General features: G+C 55.9%; 15 protein-coding genes and 1 pseudogene. 8 read left to right on the forward strand and 8 right to left on the reverse strand.

Annotation, left to right across the window (positions count from 1 at the left end; genetic code table 11):
* The 3 genes from DDE77_RS19750 to DDE77_RS15350 all read left to right on the forward strand — a co-directional run.
* Positions 1–203, forward strand: a 203-nt coding sequence (locus DDE77_RS19750) for a hypothetical protein (protein WP_210204412.1), incomplete at its 5' end; no start/stop codon positions are given.
* Positions 204–218: 15 nt separating this feature from the next.
* A complete protein-coding gene (locus DDE77_RS15345; protein ID WP_108398369.1) occupies positions 219–767 on the forward strand; it encodes a recombinase family protein in 549 nt (182 codons plus the stop codon).
* Positions 768–2,308: 1,541 nt separating this feature from the next.
* Entirely contained in the window at positions 2,309–2,566 is a 258-nt protein-coding gene (locus DDE77_RS15350) for a hypothetical protein (protein ID WP_108398370.1), read from the forward strand.
* 255 nt (positions 2,567–2,821) lie between these two features.
* Here the strand turns inward: DDE77_RS15350 and DDE77_RS15355 are convergent, their stop codons facing one another.
* The 3 genes from DDE77_RS15355 to DDE77_RS15365 all read right to left on the reverse strand — a co-directional run bounded on the left by DDE77_RS15355 (position 2,822) and on the right by DDE77_RS15365 (position 6,029).
* Positions 2,822–3,712, reverse strand: a complete 891-nt coding sequence (locus DDE77_RS15355; RefSeq protein WP_108398371.1) for a YsnF/AvaK domain-containing protein — start codon at positions 3,710–3,712, stop codon at positions 2,822–2,824.
* Between the two features lie 831 nt (positions 3,713–4,543).
* Positions 4,544–5,455 carry a Kiwa anti-phage protein KwaB-like domain-containing protein gene (locus DDE77_RS15360; protein WP_108398372.1) on the reverse strand — a complete coding sequence of 304 codons (912 nt, stop codon included), beginning with the start codon at positions 5,453–5,455 and terminating at the stop codon, positions 4,544–4,546.
* Positions 5,436–6,029, reverse strand: a complete 594-nt coding sequence (locus DDE77_RS15365; protein WP_108398373.1) for a hypothetical protein — start codon at positions 6,027–6,029, stop codon at positions 5,436–5,438. Before DDE77_RS15365 ends, DDE77_RS15360 begins: the two co-directional genes overlap by 20 nt.
* Before the next feature lie 237 nt (positions 6,030–6,266).
* Between DDE77_RS15365 and DDE77_RS15370 the strand changes: the two genes are divergently transcribed.
* Positions 6,267–6,701, forward strand: coding sequence for a Panacea domain-containing protein (locus DDE77_RS15370; RefSeq protein ID WP_157959874.1), 435 nt, complete (start codon positions 6,267–6,269; stop codon positions 6,699–6,701).
* Positions 6,702–6,714: 13 nt separating this feature from the next.
* Positions 6,715–7,440, forward strand: coding sequence for a hypothetical protein (locus tag DDE77_RS15375; RefSeq protein WP_108398375.1), 726 nt, complete (start codon positions 6,715–6,717; stop codon positions 7,438–7,440).
* Positions 7,441–7,610: 170 nt separating this feature from the next.
* Here the strand turns inward: DDE77_RS15375 and DDE77_RS15380 are convergent, their stop codons facing one another.
* The 4 genes and pseudogenes from DDE77_RS15380 to DDE77_RS20250 form a co-directional block, all read right to left on the reverse strand.
* The gene (locus tag DDE77_RS15380) at positions 7,611–8,204 is read right to left on the reverse strand and encodes a hypothetical protein (protein WP_157959875.1); all 594 of its coding nucleotides are present in this window, start codon (positions 8,202–8,204) and stop codon (positions 7,611–7,613) included.
* A gap of 64 nt (positions 8,205–8,268) precedes the next feature.
* Positions 8,269–9,192 carry a restriction endonuclease gene (locus DDE77_RS15385; protein WP_108398377.1) on the reverse strand — a complete coding sequence of 308 codons (924 nt, stop codon included), beginning with the start codon at positions 9,190–9,192 and terminating at the stop codon, positions 8,269–8,271.
* A 27-nt stretch (positions 9,193–9,219) separates the two neighbouring features.
* Positions 9,220–9,951, reverse strand: coding sequence for a tyrosine-type recombinase/integrase (locus DDE77_RS19965; protein ID WP_245895316.1), 732 nt, complete (start codon positions 9,949–9,951; stop codon positions 9,220–9,222).
* A gap of 273 nt (positions 9,952–10,224) precedes the next feature.
* Positions 10,225–10,455, reverse strand: a pseudogene (locus DDE77_RS20250) (Arm DNA-binding domain-containing protein); the annotation flags it as partial.
* Here DDE77_RS20250 and DDE77_RS15400 point away from each other — a divergent pair.
* The 3 genes from DDE77_RS15400 (at position 10,424) to dnaJ (ending at position 13,689) form a co-directional block, all read left to right on the forward strand.
* Positions 10,424–11,206 (forward strand): hypothetical protein, encoded by a 783-nt coding sequence (locus DDE77_RS15400; RefSeq protein WP_157959876.1) that lies wholly within the window; start codon positions 10,424–10,426, stop codon positions 11,204–11,206. The pseudogene DDE77_RS20250 and the gene DDE77_RS15400 sit on opposite strands and share 32 nt — an antisense overlap.
* A gap of 105 nt (positions 11,207–11,311) precedes the next feature.
* Positions 11,312–12,367: an alpha/beta hydrolase gene (locus DDE77_RS19970; RefSeq protein ID WP_108398380.1), complete on the forward strand. Its 1,056-nt coding sequence runs from the start codon at positions 11,312–11,314 to the stop codon at positions 12,365–12,367.
* Positions 12,368–12,561: 194 nt separating this feature from the next.
* Positions 12,562–13,689: a molecular chaperone DnaJ gene (dnaJ, locus tag DDE77_RS15410; RefSeq protein WP_245895318.1), complete on the forward strand. Its 1,128-nt coding sequence runs from the start codon at positions 12,562–12,564 to the stop codon at positions 13,687–13,689.
* Positions 13,690–13,865: 176 nt separating this feature from the next.
* Here dnaJ and miaB read toward each other — a convergent pair whose 3' ends face one another.
* Positions 13,866–15,260, reverse strand: a complete 1,395-nt coding sequence (gene miaB / locus DDE77_RS15415; RefSeq protein WP_108398381.1) for a tRNA (N6-isopentenyl adenosine(37)-C2)-methylthiotransferase MiaB — start codon at positions 15,258–15,260, stop codon at positions 13,866–13,868.
* Positions 15,261–15,285 lie beyond the last annotated feature (25 nt).

The raw sequence follows: 15,285 nt of genomic DNA on the forward strand, positions 1-15,285 counted from the left end.
TAACCCCGGTCGGTGATCTGACGCACCGCGTCCCGCTTGAACTCGTCGGTGAAATTGGCTTTGCCCATAAAGGCCTCCTTGCCTCAAAATTAGGGAAGAAGGCGTCTACAAATCTAGGGGCTATTCACTCTCTATCGACTGGCGTCAGCCAGTTCATATGTATTGACACCCACTATTCGCGCCATGCGAGCTTCGAGGCTTAAACCTTGAGGTAACACATGGCCCGCATCGGCTACGCGCGCGTTAGCAGCATTGATCAAGACTTAGATATTCAACTCGCGAAGCTCAAAGCTGAGGGTTGCGAGATCATCCGATCAGAAAAGGTGTCGGGTGGCAGCCGTGAAGGCCGCGTCGAACTTGAAACCGTCATTCAATTTCTTCGACCCGGTGACGAACTGGTGGTTGCCCGGCTGGATCGTCTCGGGCGCGACACACGCGATGTGCTTAACCTCATCCATGAATGCGAACAGCGGCAAGCGTTCGTCACCGTGCTCGACCCGCATGTTTCTACACGCGGTGAGATGGGGCATATTGTACTAACTGTGCTCGGCATGGTGGCGCAAATGGAGCGGCGGTTCATCAAGGAACGGCAGCGGGAAGGCATTCAACAGGCTAAGGCACAGGGCCGCTATACTGGTGGCAAGCGCCGCCTTGATCGCCAGCGGGTTAGACTACTTAAAGACAAAGGGGTAGGTCCATCAAAGATTGCGCAGCAGCTTGGCTGCTCGCGGATGCAGGTTTACCGCATATTAGCCGAAGCAGAATAGTGCGTTATTCACGCCCGAAACGGAGAAGCATCATCGATGCGGTCTTCGTTCGAAACAAGCTCCCATTCCTTCGCGCCTCTCACGTTCTCGGCCACGATATGATCCGAATACGGACCAAGGATGCCACTGGCCTCATGCTTGCGCCATAACACCCAAGAGCCTTCCACATCGCTCCTGATACTCACGCTTACCCCTGAGCCAGCAGGCAATTCGCGAGCTCCTACTTTGCAGCGAGCGCTTTGCGCGCAGCGGCTGCGGCTCGCCTGACGATTGCTATCCGACGCTCATCTTCATCAGCAGACCACATGGAGTCTACTTTATCTTCACGGTACGTTTGAGTGGAACTAGCTGCCATAGTCATGTTGAGCCTCCGTGCAGAAACAGTTGAGCCAACGTGGTTAGCAGATCGTTAACGCCGAGTTCACGAAGGCGTGCTGCTTATCTTCGGCGGGCGCGAGATCCCTAAGGTAAGCCAATGGAACTGAGCTTAATCAGTGGGGGTTATGCAAAGGCAACTGGCCCAGAGCCACATGACGAGGGCGTAAACATAACGTCCGGAAAGAAGTCTACGAATGAACTGGATCCAACAGCAGATTGAGTCTTGGCAGCATATCATCAACTGCATTGAACGTGATGGCGGTCCACAGCAATATCTTGAGCGAGCCTACAGAACTCGTGATGGATATCAGCGGTTGTTGGACCAACGCTGACGGCGGTTGGCTCGCTCCGGCTGACAGAGTGTAGCACCAGTGCCAGCTAGTCAGTAGTTGGCCATGGACGAGCGGACTTCCGACGCCCTCAACATCAGTAAGTCTGCGGTGCTTGAGTGGGCTTTGAGAGCGTTTGAATCTGTTGAACCGCCAACAGCACTTGATCGTTATACAGGTGGCGCTCTGCTAAGCGTCGCTGGCCCGACCTAACGGGCGGGAGTGCATATGTACGTCTATGTATTTGAAGGGCCTGAAGGTGTACTCGGATTTGCTACTCACTCCGATGGACTTACTCTTCCAGCAACGCACCGACCTTGGGTTCTGATCAATCGCCTTATTATGTCAGATGACGATGATGATCGACCGATTGTTCGTACAAGAGAATGCATGGATGATATTCAGAGGTACGGGTTTCATCTGACGCAAGGAAATCGCCGCGTCACAGAAATTCTCATAGGCAAATCTAACTTGTGAACGTGGTGGCGCGGCCTCAAGCATCTGCGACCTGAGTAAGCGTCTTTTCTGGAGCCAAGGCCGCTCGTAGGCGACGTATGGTCTCCAGCACTGATCTTGCCCTAGGCGAGTATGCGGTACTTGCTATTGCCTCGTGCGCTGCGCGCTAGAAAGACGCTTTCTAAGATATCACGCAGCATCGGTTCAGCCTTTAATTTTCCAGACACCTGAGCGTAACTTGACGCCTTGCCTTCTTGAACTGCTGGATAGCATGGCATTGCATTACCGCTTCTCGTTCAGTGTTTGATCGTTAGTTGATCAGATTAATGCAACTTAGATCAAAGTCAGGGCTTCTGCTGGTAATGAGGAGCTTTTCATATGGCCAGCTATGAACGCCTACCATTGGGGGCACGTTATCCGCACGATGCGGTGATTGTCACTGTGCGGCGCGCGTTGGGCAGAACTGTAGCTGATGTTGCCGCAGTGGATCACATCGCTGATTTCCCGCTTCCGGTCTCCCGTGCACTGGAGCAAGCAACGCTGTGGTGTACAGAAATGGGATTGGCGCGCGTTCAGGTGGTTTTGGAAGATGAGCGGCTGTGGAGTGCCGAATGGGGCGAACTGAAAGATCCATAACCTACCAAATAGGGCAAAGTTGCCCAGTAGGCGGTTAGGCGTGCTTGCGACCATTTTCGCGTTTACATAAGAAGCTCATAGACGTCCATGTGCTGCTGCCTAAGCGGTTTGCTGAAACTGCTGCTGATACCCTTCAACTGCGTGCGCGCCCGCTCTGCGATGTGTGTCAACATGGTCAGTGTTGGTGTGACGGTCGGTTATGAGTGGCCTCAAAAATGAAAGCCCCTGCTCGTTGAGCAGGGGTGGGTTGAAGTATCAGCGCTCAGTTTCGTTGAGTGGATCGATACGGGTGTCCTCGATTTCCACCTCTTGGCTACGTACCGTGTCGGTAACTGTCTCAACACGATCCGACTCTTCTTTGCGAAGAGCAATCTCCTCAACGACACGCGCTTCTTTGGCTACGACGGCCTCTTCCGCAGTGGCAACAGCTTCGATTGTTCTTTCCTCAAATGCTGCATCAGCATCAGTAAGGGGCCGATCTACCGGACGACGATCCACAGCCACTTGCTCACTGTGTAGCGTCACTTGTTCGCTGACGGGAGTTTCGGACACATAGGAGCGGATGCGAACGCGGCCATGGCTTACATCGCGCTTGCCGACCCTGAGACGCTCCTCAACAACTGGGATCACGTCGCTTTCACCTCCGACACGATCCCGAACACCTAGGTCATTGTCGAGAGATACCGTGCTGTCTAGCGCCGCAGTATCGTCGAGGACCGCTGTGCCTTCCATCTCATCATCAAGCAAGCCGGAGGACGACGTAGTGAGCGGCCGTTCGACTTCCCAACCTTCCGAGCGCCATTGATTGGAGCGCTCGTCAAGGTCAATAGATCCGCGTTCCTCCAGAATATCGTAGACCGCGTCTTCATTGCTGCCCGCATCGGTGACAGCAACGATATACCCACCCCGGCGCAAGCCTTCGGCGTACAATGACCGGTCTTCATCGGGCATAAAGATGTTTGCTAGTGCCGCAAAGAACCCTTGGTTCTCAGCAGGAACACCAGCGAGGGCGTTTTCCGGACCGGCTGTTACCGAAATAGCGGAATCGCTCAAACCGATAGACCGAAGTTCTGCAACTGCTGCATCTGCATCAGCGCGGTTGTCGAAAAATGCGGTTATTGTTCGTTGCGACGTAAACTCGCTCATAGGACATTCCTCTGCTACTGGCGTGGCTGCCATGTAGAAGCTGACAATCCGAAGAGCACCACATCGTTCCTGTGCCTAAGGAAAGTTGCCGGTTGAATTGATCATGGACATCATCGGCAGCGAGCTGCTTCATGACCTTTAAGCCGTGACGGACGGAGCAAAAACCATTGCCGACATAGTGAAGGGTCAAGTACCAATAGCAAGTATGCCGACGTCAGAAGAAGGTGCTGCTGTCCATGCCTCGAACAAGCTATAGAGTAGTTGATAAGCGTCCTAGTGCCTCCGACGGTCAGGAGGTCACGGTTGATGCGGCCAATCCTGAGGCAGCAGCCCAAATGGTATTGGGACTCGATCTGACCCGGGCTGGTCGTCCAAGCGCACTCGTCGCAAGAGTATACTGGACCAATCCGGGGCAACCCGTCAGCATGGTGCGGTTGTACGCACGTGTTGACGACAGCGCTCTTTGACAAGGCGAGCGTGCACTGGCCTCAGTGTCACGTCAGGCTTTAAATTAGACCTCAAGCTGTCACAGGTAGGCGACCACCGCCCTAATGTTACGCCACATGCTGGGGCTTTCGTTACGTCACGCTGTGGTATACCCTGTTGCTACACCCACTAGCGCCAGTGGTGGGTGGCGTACGCGGCTAGGCGCAAAGTGGTGAACTTCCTACTACGCCCAACGGTCTTCACTGTACATCTGAGCGATAAATCTCACCTGTATCGGCAAGGCGTCGGCGGGTGATTGAAGCCACGTCGTTCGGGCGGCACTTTGGCCACAAAGCCCTGCATCGCTTACGCTGAGAAATTGGTAGTCAAAAGTAGCAATGCCATTCAGTTTGATACCCGCTGGCGAGCCGTGGCCCGGTAAGGGTCGCCACCATCCCCATGCAGGTCAAGATGGTACCGGCGCGCGTCAAGTAATTCCAACAGCCTTGCTTCATCAGCGACGCGGCACTGGAGGCGGCCATCATCGAGTTCCTTGAACTTGATCCCGTGTTTAGCCGCGAGTGCTTCGATTGCAGATCTTTGAAAGTTTGCAAGGTTTGGGTTCGAGGCAACTGATGCTGCATGGCGTGCCATGCGTGGATGTTTTCCAATCTTCTCGGCGACCCTGCTGAGATCTAAAAATGGGATAGCACTATGTATGGCCTGAACCTTTTCCGCTGCCGTTTCGGCGACACGCTCAACGATCTTTGCGACCTGTTCAGTCGGGCGCGTGTTCAGAATAAAAACGTCTGCGTCGGCGATAATAACGTCGAATTCTGTATCAAGGTGCAGGACGTCATCCTCGATTAGTACAAGAGTATCGTCGACCAAACGCATTAGCCTATTCCGAGCGTTCAATGTACCTTTAAGCTTGGTGGCTTTACGAATACCGACTGCTTTACGGTTCTGGTTGTCTCTGAATACAGCGAAATAGAAATCAACGTCATGTGCATGATCTTGAATGTTGGTTAGATCCTCTAGTGCCCCCGCTTCATAGATCGCGGACAGTTCTGTCATAAATTCCCCGCCCCGTGGTGCGTATATCCGCCTGCGGGCACCGTAATCTTCCGAAATATCGTGCAGTTCCCAATCGTCAGAGAGACTGAGGAAGATGTTTCTGGTTTCTCTCAGCATCTGCTTCAATGCTGTTTTGATACCCGGGTTCGTAGGAATGAAGTACATGTGTCGGTTGCTTCTGAGCGCCACCCCAAAGTTCACTGACGTAATGTCCAAAAAGTTAAACTGCTGATCTATCATTCGCTTCGTCCACAAGTACGTTTCCGCCCAGCCGATACCCTGTCAGGGCCGAAGATTCCGGTAGGTATTGACGCTTCGAAATAACCACGTAGGTCCCCATCCGGGAACTCTGCCTCTCTTGCCCCCCAATGCCGGGTTTTGCCTCGACCGTATAAATGCGATATCCACATAACGCGAATATCAAATTCATGTAGTGTAGTCGCATGTGCCAGAACAAAAACATGACAAAGAGTAGCGCAAAGGCAACTGCCACAACATCGCGCATGCCCCCAAGATTTGCGTCGAACAACGGTATCAGCATGGCGAACAAATAGGTAAGTAAATGCTCCCTTTGGTCGCGCGCTGTCTCAATTTCGACAGTCTTTACGTTCTTGCTGGAGCGGGACCGCCAGAAAATTATCAACAGTATTGCTGACGGAAGCGCAAAAAAGAGCAGGCACAGCGGGATCCAGATATAGTCCGCAACAGCATCGACGCCCCGGATAGACCAGAGTAGGAATACAGGACTTAGGCTTGACCAGACCAGAACAAATCTGACGAAGCCAAGACCTTCATGGACGTTGTTTGTTGCCATACTCGCGAGGGTCCCTTGTAATCACCCGCGTGTCAACGATCAGGGCCGAATTGCCCCAACAGTGGTTCTGTATCGCCGATACCTTCATTAAGGTGGGTCCGACCGCCACAGTGATTGTGCTGCGTCCAACTCTGGGTTAGGAACAAAGATGGAACGCAGCAACTTATGGCAGTAACCTACGACGGACGAGCGGTCGCTAATTTTGTGCTCGACGCTTGCGACTGCAGGGAAAGGGCAGTGACCAACCTTGCTTTGCAGAAGATCGTCTATTTTTGTCACGTGTGGTCCCTTATCGGGCTGCGCCGACCCTTGATAAGGCACAAGTTTGAGGCTTGGGAATTTGGGCCAGTTCTTCCCTATCTCTACAGAGAATTCAAAAGCTTTGATCGTTCACCGATAAAGGGACGCGCAACTGAGATTGATCCTCAGAATGGAAGTAAGCGCATTGTTTCCTACAGTTTCGGCGTAGAAACCGAAAAGCAGTTGCAGGAGATCGTTGCTTTCTACAGTCAAATGCGTCCGAGTGATCTTGTGGAGCTAAGCCACGTTCGCGGCGGGCCATGGCATAGTACGTGGAATCACGGGGGAAACGTCAATCCGGGAATGAAGATTGACGACTCTTTGATCGCCGCGTTCTATTCTAAAGTATCTAGTCCATTCTCGATTCAATGACGGCGGAAGCAATATGGCCGAACTGCGCGTTCCTACTCTTCAGCATCTCGCCCGCAACTGGCGCGCCGATCCGGTCATGATTGCCAGCGCCCTCGTCCGGCTTGTCGAGAATCCTCCAATCTTCAACTACAACCCGCTTTTCGGTGCCATTCGCGACCTTCTGGTGCTTCACGTGCCGTATGACCAGATCGTCACCGGTATTAGCAAGATCAAGCGCGAAGATGTCCGGAAGAACCTCTTGAGCATCCTGCCGCTGGTTCGAGATCACTTCGCCGATGTGCATCCGGATTTCTGCCAAGTCGTAGAAAGGCGTTTCTATCCTGTAGGACGAGGTCTAATGGTCCCGTTCGAGCAGCCGATGATGTACGGCGTCGGAGGTCAACTCTACTTCCCGTGGTTCAGCTTCTGGAGAACAAACCCGCTAGCCGCCGAACGCCTATCTCTATTTGTGACACTGGTCGACGAAGTGCTACTGCAAGACCCGGATCTCGAAACAGCACGTTTCGAAATTCTGGATTTCAGCGCGCCCAATGCGAAGGCGTCGCGAGAACTTACTATCATGGACGCCCGCGACATTCCTCGCGTTCATGAGGCGCGAAAAGTCGAAATGCTAGACACCTTCGCCGAGGGTTATTTCTTAGCCCTCGAAAGGCTAAAGGGCCGTACCCCGCCACCCCCGGCGGACGATTACAACAGGGCGGAGCTTGATCAGCCGCGTTTCCCGGGCTTCCCGGAATAGTGTTCGGCAGGTTGGCGAAGTCAACCCAGCTTCGCTGGTGGTGTTGGTTTCATAGCTTCAGACCGCCCAACTCTGGTCTGGAGATTTAGGGCGAATCCTTTTGATCGGCAAACCAGACCGGCAGTGCTGGTTTGCATAAAGATCTTCATAGTTTAACGTTTTGGATCAGACTACGTATCAGGTGCAGTAAACTCAGCGCTGTGTTTGACACGTGCCAAGACAAGGATCTCTCCAAGCTTCCTCCGATCAACAATGTATTCACCCTCGTTGATCCCGGGGACTATCAGCCCGGGTGCCGAGATAATTGCTTCAGTTGGAGCAAACGTTCCTAGAACGACCATTCCACCGTCGTTGCGGTCGGCTCGCACACTTGCGTAACTTTCGGCCACAGAACGTTGTGCCGACCATGACATACCATAAGTACGACGCTGGCGATTTCCGGCGGTTTCACCTCTAAATAGCTGCACCGGCTCGCCTTGGTAGGGCGGCAAAAGAGTGCGCAGTCCACCGATCAGTATAAGGTCCGAGGCTACTTGGGACCGCATCGTGTCGCCATGAGTGAGCCAGAACTTCAGGAAACTCGTCCGGATGTCAGGGGAGACTGACTGTAGTCGTGCACACGCCTTCATAGCTGGCTCTAAAAGCCAAGCATTGGCAACTTCTACAAAGGCTGACTCAAACGCAGCGGCGTCGCTATGGTTGATGGCCTCCACAAGCGTCACAACCTTCGACCACTCTTCGTGCCTATCGTCCAAAAGAGACATCTGTTTTCCCCGACGCTTTTCGACCTAGTGGTCCTCCGACAAGCTTCAACACCGCCGAGCGCACTCACTCGTCGAAGAAGAAGTCCTCATCCAGCCGCAGCACTTTGATCGTGCGACTTTCACGAACACCGACCCCATGCTCAATGAGCAACTCAGCTAAGCGTTCACCATCGAGTAAAACCACTCGCTGTGACAAATGCCGGACGTAATCTATCGCATGGCTGCTGAAGCTGGACGTGGTAACGAATACGCCCTTAGTTGCTCCCAAGCCGACAAGGCTGCCGACAAATCCCTGTATTTCCGGCCTACCGACACTAATGTGAGGTGCATATCGTTTAGCTTGCACGTAGATGCGGCTAAGGCCAAGACGGTCTTCATCGACTACTCCATCTACCCCACCATCCCCGCTTTTGCCCAACTGCTGTGCCGCGCTTCCGTGGGTGCCCCCGTACCCCATCGCGACAAGTAGCTCCACGATAAGCTGCTCGAAGAAGGAAGGGCTTTGCGCAAGAATACGCTGCAAGAGGTCGGCCTTTAGTACGGCTCGCAGCATCCCATAAGCAGCGTCGATTTGCTCCTCAGGTGTGGTGAGAGAAGAGGCATCAACCGGAGACGGCCCTTGCCTGAGGTCCACACCTGCAAGCGCTTCGGAACCATAGAAGGACTGGAAGGCCGGATAGGTCTTCAAGATGTCGACGTTGATTGTCCTAGGATTCGTCGCCAGCAGCTTGCGTCCAGCTTCGCTTGTGATGAAGCGTCCTCGACTTGGGGCATCAATTAGCCCCGCTTTGCTCATATAGAACTTGGCCCAGTGAATCCTGTTATGCAGGAGGCGCTGCTTGCCGCTGGGCAGCATCTCATCCCTTTCGGCTTCGGTGAGGCCGAGTTCATCAGCGATGAGAATCGCCAGTTCTGGCACCCTTGTTTCTTTCTGAGATGCGTGGCGAAGGACCGGCAACATCAATGATTGATAGTCTGGAATTGCCAAAAGGCTCTCTCCAACGGCCTGTGTGTGTCAGGCCAACAGTTCATCAGCCCAACGTTGCAGAGCAACTTGTTTCTCAGGCAAATAGCCGTAGTGCCGGTACGTGGCGGCGATGCCTGTGAGTTTATGCCCTAGGCAAAGTTCGATCACATGAGGTTCAATGCCCAGCCGTTCCATGTGGGTTGCCATTGAGCGTCGAAGGTCGTGTGTCACCCAACTGATAGCCAAGCTTTGCTTCTGCATTGTGATCTGCTGATCTAGCTGTGTCTTGGCCTTGCTAAAGCCCGAAACTGGAACAAGCCCGCCCGTTGTAGAAAATAGGAATGGCCCGTTGTTTCCTTGCGGCAGCGAACGAACTATCGCTTGTGCTTGGGTGCTGAGCGGCACGACCTGTGGCTTTCTCGTCTTGTACTGTTCGGCAGGTACTTCCAATATTGTGCTCTCAGCCTTGAGCCAGTCCACGCGGGCATTGGCCCATTCTGAGCGCCGGCTTCCGGTAAGCATGAGAAGCTTGAATAGGTGTCCCCATGGATGGGCCAATGCAGTGGCTGCAGACCATATTTGTCGTAACTCCTCCATCTGTAGTACCCGGTCTCTTGGAGTTTGCCGGTCTCGGTTGCGGACATCTGCTAGAGGATTGCTTGGCAACAGGTCCACTTCAACACCGAACTGGAACATCGCCCGTGTCCACTTGCGGACCTCCGCAGCCGAGCCTTTGCCCCCGCGCGTCTGCATTGTTTCCCTACCTTTAGGCGTGAGCACGGGCATCTCCTTGGAAGTGCGCACCTCCTCCAACAGAGCAAGAAACTCACTGCGATTGACATTGGCAAGGCCAACATCGGCCCACCGGGATAAGACATGGCGCTCTAGCAGCTTCACCACGTTTGGACCGGAGCTTATGTTCCTCTCAAGGTGCTCGACACGATATCGCTCGAAGAGAGCTGAGACGGTGCGTGCTGATGGTTCCAGTTTCGGCGCGGCTGCATCTATACCAGAACGCGCCAGCCGCTTAGTTTCACTTGCGATTGCCCGAGCCTCAGCAAGGCTAATCGTTGGGTACTCTCCTAGCTGTAAGCGCCTTTTTGGGCCTGCCAGCGAGGTCTTCCGCGCCCCGCCTCCAGAGCCACTCCCATGAACCCGATAGCTGAGACTCCAACTTAGCTTGCCTGATTGCGACACACGGAGAACAAGGCCGTCCCTATCTGGCAGGTCAAAGCGACTGCCGGTTGCCTTTATGCCCCTGATCTTCGTGTCGGTGAGTGCCATTGTTGTGCTTCGTTTGGGGGCCGCTTGGGGGCCGATTTCGTCTGATTTCGCGCGAACGATAGCAGACAGCGGCGAACCAACAAAGAAAATAATCAAGTCATTCCAGAGAGTTAAAGAGCATCAGCGAACACTGGCGAACACTATGCATAACCTTGCCAAGGTTAGGGTCGTGGGTTCGAATCCCATCGCCCGCTCCAATCTTCCCGAAAGGGAAAGCAACAAAGTGCCGGGCCTTGTGCCCGGCCTTTTGCTTTGTGCTGGGCTTTTGGAGGCTGATGGCCTAAGAAGACCCATGAACATTCCAGATCCAAAAACATTCACCGATCCTGAAAAACTGCGCAAGCTGATGGCCAATGCTGTCCGCCTTGGCTATCCGGACCTTGCTTTCGAGTGCCAGTTGCGCATCGCAGAGATTGCCGGAGCCTCCTACAAGAATGCTGTCGAGCGTGCCTTCTGGACCAGCCTCACGGCAGCCGAAGAATTCCGCACCGCCGACAATGGCCGGTCCACCCGCTTGTTGAAAATACGCGCAAAGCACAAGCGCGTGGGCGCCCAGAAGGTGCTAGCTGACCTGATGATGGAAGACGGCTTAAGCGACGGGTTCGACAAATTCGTGGAGCATGGCCGCAGCGATCTGACCGGTGAGGCCATCGTCCTGCAGCATGAAGAGCAGTTCAGCGTTGACGTGGTCAATGCCGCCCGCAAGAAGCTGCTAGACCGCGGCGTCGCCATGGCGCAAGCAATGGCTTGACCAAGCCCTTAGGGTGCAAGCGCCCCAAAATACCCTTGATTGGGTCCAATTGGGGACTCGTTTAGGCCGCTAAAGGGGTGATCACGTTTTCAACGAGGTCGCCCTATGACCGATCTGCACTTCGACACAATTCCGGCACCCCTAACCACGCTTCAGCCAGCTGGCGATTCGTCCGCCGGCGGCGCTCCGGCGCAGCTGGATGCCGATATGAAGCATGTGCTCGATGTCTTGGGCGAACTCGGCGCCCGTCCTCTTGAATATTCAACGCCGTCCATGGCCCGCCGTCAGCCTCGCCTCGCAGATGCCGTTGCATCAATCATATCGCGCCAGAACCGCTCGGCGGCCGAAGATGGCGTTGCCGCTGAAGAGTTCGTAATTCCCAACGGCGATGTGGAGCCTCTCGGCGCGCGCCTTTATCGCCCACTTGGCTTGCTGAGCCGCCTCAATCCGATGGTCCTGTATTTCCACGGCGGCGGGTTTGTAACCGGCGATCTCGACAGCCACGATACTTCGGCACGCGCCATTGCGCGGCGAACCGGGGCAATCGTTGTGTCTATCGCGTATCGCCTTGCTCCCGAGCATCGCTTCCCGGCAGCTCACGAGGATAGTTGGACTGTCTGGACCTGGCTCCTGGAGCAGGCGCATGAACTGGGCGGCGATCCCCGGCGGATCGCTGTTGCCGGCGAGGACGCTGGCGCCAATCTGGCTGCCAACATTGCCATCCGCGCACGCAACGAAAGAACAACGCGGCCAATCCACCAGGGCTTGATCCACCCCATGGCGGGCAGTGATTGGACACGAGAGTCCTACGGGCAATTTCAGCGTGCTCGCCCGATCGGCCTGGCAGCCATGCGTTGGCGCTACCGGCAATTGCTGGAGCAGGAGGGCGAAATCAACGATCCGCGCGTCGATCTTCTGGCGCAAGACAGTTTGCGCAATCTGGCGCCCGCAACCATTATTCTCGCTGAAGCCGACCCCCTGCGCTCGGAGGGCGAAGCCTTGGCCCAGGCGTTTGTGGACAGTGGTACCCCGGTTGAATGCCGGACCTATGCTGGCGTAACGCAGGGCTTTTTCGGCTTGGGGCAGCTGGTCACCAAGGCGCTATTTGCCCAGACCGATCTTGCCCAGGCGCTTGGCAGAGCCTTCGCCCCTTCAAGCTAAGGCTAGCCTGTACGGCTAGGCGCAGGCGAATCAGCGATATTGCCCCATGGGCCTGCTCTTGTTATGAGCGGGCCCATCGGTTTGCCTTTTCAGTGACCCCGGACCCTTGCGGGTCGTGGGGTCGGTTGCCATCTAGGGGCAAGGTTTTCCGCTGGGCGCGCGTGACGCGACTGGCCGGTACGGAGAAAATTTCATTGTCCAAACGGGATTTCTATGAGGTGCTCGGCGTCAGCAAGGGCGCTGATGAAGCATCGCTCAAGAGCGCCTATCGCAAGCTTGCCATGCAGTTTCACCCCGACCGCAACCCCGGCAATACGGAGGCGGAGGCCAAGTTTAAGGAAATCAACGAGGCCTACGACACCCTCAAGGACGCACAAAAGCGCGCCGCCTATGACCGCTTCGGCCATGCCGCCTTTGAAAATGGCGGGCGCGGCGGGGCAGGGGGCTTTGGCCCTGAGTTTTCCTCATCGATGTCCGATATCTTTGAAGATATTTTCGGCGATTTTATGGGCGGGCAACGCCGCGGTGGTGGCTCGTCCAAGCTGCGCGGCAGCGATCTGCGCTACAATCTTGAAATTAGCCTTGAAGAAAGCTTCGAAGGCCGCACGGTCGAAATCGACGTGCCAACGCTTGTCGGTTGCACCACCTGCGACGGCTCGGGCGCCAAACCCGGCACGGGCACCCACACCTGCCGGCAATGTAACGGCCATGGCAAGGTTCGGGCCGCCCAGGGCTTTTTCACCATCGAGCGCACCTGCCCGGTTTGCCAGGGGCGCGGTCAGATGATGGACCAGCCCTGCACCGATTGCGGTGGCCAGGGCCGCCGTCAGGAACACCGCAAGCTATCGGTCGATATCCCAAAAGGCATCGAGGACGGCACTCGCATCCGTCTTGCCAATGAAGGCGAAGCCGGCGTTCGGGGTGGCCCTCCCGGGGATCTCTATATTTTCATCTCCATCCGCCCGCACGATCTGTTCCAGCGTGACGGTGCCGACCTTTATGCACGCGTGCCCATCGCCATGACGACGGCGGCCCTGGGTGGGGAATTCGAAGTGCCAACGCTTGATGGTGCTCGCGCCAAGGTCAAGGTTGCCGCCGGCACCCAGCCTGGCCAGCGCGTTCGCCTTAAGGGCAAGGGCATGCCGGTGTTGCGTTCCAAGGATGTCGGCGATCTTTATGTCCAGCTCGACATCGAGACTCCCCAGGCCCTTAGCCGCCGGCAGCGCGAACTGCTTGAGGAATTCGCGCGCCTCGAAACCGAAGAAACCAGCCCCACATCGGGCGGGTTCTTCGACAAGCTCAAGAAGATGTTTGAAGCTTAAGCGTGTAGGAAGTGGCTCCACTGGAGCAGCTTTCGACCCTTTTTGGGACACGTTCTATCCCACTCTCGATGTCGCCCCGGGCTCGACCCGGGGCCCATCCTGAGATCTCGAGATGCATTCCAGGAGCAAGTCCTGGAATAACGGGGTTTGTTGCTGTAAAGCCCGAGAAACAGCTCTTACGCCGCCGCCGCGACCTTTAACTGCCCCACCAGCGAATTGGTGCTGGTTCCCACGACCTCCACCTGATGGATCCCCCCGATCAGCTCGGTCCCACCTGGCAGATGCACCGCCTGCAAATACGGCGAACGGCCACCCACCTGGCCGGGCATGCGCCCCGGCCGTTCGATTAGCACTGGCAGGGTCTTGCCCACGCATGAAGCGTGGAATGCCGTCGTTTGCCGGTTCACCAGTTCCTGAAGTCGGTAAAGCCGCTCGGTCTTGACCTCCTCGGCAATCTGGTCTGGCAGGTTTGCGCCTGGTGTACCCGGGCGGGTCGAGTATTTGAATGAATAGGCCGAGGCATAGCCCACATCGGCGATGATGCGCAGCGTGTCCTCGAAATCCTGGTCCGTTTCGCCGGGGAAGCCGACAATGAAATCCCCCGACAGCGCCATGTCGGGACGCGCTGTCTTTATGCGCTCGATCAGCCGCATGTATTCGGCCGCAGTGTGGCGCCGGTTCATGGCCTTCAGGATGCTGTCTGAGCCCGACTGCACCGGCAGGTGCAGATAAGGCATCAGGATATCGAGATCGCGATGGGCAGCGATCAAAGCATCATCCATGTCGCGCGGATGGCTCGTGGTATAGCGCAGCCGCTCCAGCCCAGCGATTTCTGCCAGCCGATAAGCCAGTTCGCCCAGCCCAACCGGGCGACCATTGTCATCGCCGTGATAAGCGTTGACGTTCTGCCCCAGTAGCGTGATCTCCTTGACGCCGGCGTCCACCAGCGCCCGCGCTTCTGCCAGAACTTGTGCTACGGGGCGCGATACTTCGGCGCCCCGCGTGTAGGGCACCACGCAGAACGAGCAGAACTTGTCGCAGCCCTCCTGCACAGTCAAAAAAGCTGTCAGACCGCGCTTGATGGTCACTTCTTTTTGGGGCAGCGGCAGGTGCTCGAACTTGTCTTCTTCGGGGAAGTCCGTGTCGATCACGGCTTGCTTGAGGGAAGGGTGCATATGCCGCTGTGCCTCGGCCCGCGCCAGCATATCGGGCAGGCGGTGGTATGCCTGCGGCCCGAACACCATGTCGACTACGGGCGCGCGGCGAGCAATCTCCTCGCCCTCGGCCTGAGCCACGCAACCGGCCACTCCGATCATCATGTCGCTGCCCATGGCGCGCCGCTCGGTCTGCAGCTCCTTGAGCCGGCCCAGCTCGGAGAACACCTTTTCCGAGGCTTTCTCGCGGATATGGCAGGTATTGAGCAGCACCAAATCCGCCTGCGCAATGTCCAGCGTTGGCTCATAGCCATGGGGCGCCAGGGCATCGCCCATGCGGTCGCTGTCATAAACATTCATCTGACAGCCATAGGTCTTGATGAAGAGCTTTTTGGTATTTGCGCGCGTCTCGGTCATTTCAGCTCTTTAGCAGAGGACGCGC

It is taken from the genome of Devosia submarina, assembly GCF_003056345.1.
Lineage (GTDB): Bacteria > Pseudomonadota > Alphaproteobacteria > Rhizobiales > Devosiaceae > Devosia > Devosia submarina.

Excerpts from the sequence above, each read along its gene's own strand:
- DDE77_RS15345 (WP_108398369.1), top strand. The coding sequence starts at position 219 with ATGGCCCGCATCGGCTACGCGCGCGTTAGCAGCATTGATCAAGACTTA.
- DDE77_RS15350 (WP_108398370.1), top strand. The coding sequence starts at position 2,309 with ATGGCCAGCTATGAACGCCTACCATTGGGGGCACGTTATCCGCACGAT.
- DDE77_RS15380 (WP_157959875.1), bottom strand. The coding sequence starts at position 8,204 with ATGTCTCTTTTGGACGATAGGCACGAAGAGTGGTCGAAGGTTGTGACG.
- DDE77_RS15360 (WP_108398372.1), bottom strand. The coding sequence starts at position 5,455 with ATGATAGATCAGCAGTTTAACTTTTTGGACATTACGTCAGTGAACTTT.
- DDE77_RS15355 (WP_108398371.1), bottom strand. The coding sequence starts at position 3,712 with ATGAGCGAGTTTACGTCGCAACGAACAATAACCGCATTTTTCGACAAC.
- DDE77_RS15375 (WP_108398375.1), top strand. The coding sequence starts at position 6,715 with ATGGCCGAACTGCGCGTTCCTACTCTTCAGCATCTCGCCCGCAACTGG.
- DDE77_RS15365 (WP_108398373.1), bottom strand. The coding sequence starts at position 6,029 with ATGGCAACAAACAACGTCCATGAAGGTCTTGGCTTCGTCAGATTTGTT.
- DDE77_RS15400 (WP_157959876.1), top strand. The coding sequence starts at position 10,424 with ATGCCCCTGATCTTCGTGTCGGTGAGTGCCATTGTTGTGCTTCGTTTG.
- DDE77_RS19970 (WP_108398380.1), top strand. The coding sequence starts at position 11,312 with ATGACCGATCTGCACTTCGACACAATTCCGGCACCCCTAACCACGCTT.
- miaB (WP_108398381.1), bottom strand. The coding sequence starts at position 15,260 with ATGACCGAGACGCGCGCAAATACCAAAAAGCTCTTCATCAAGACCTAT.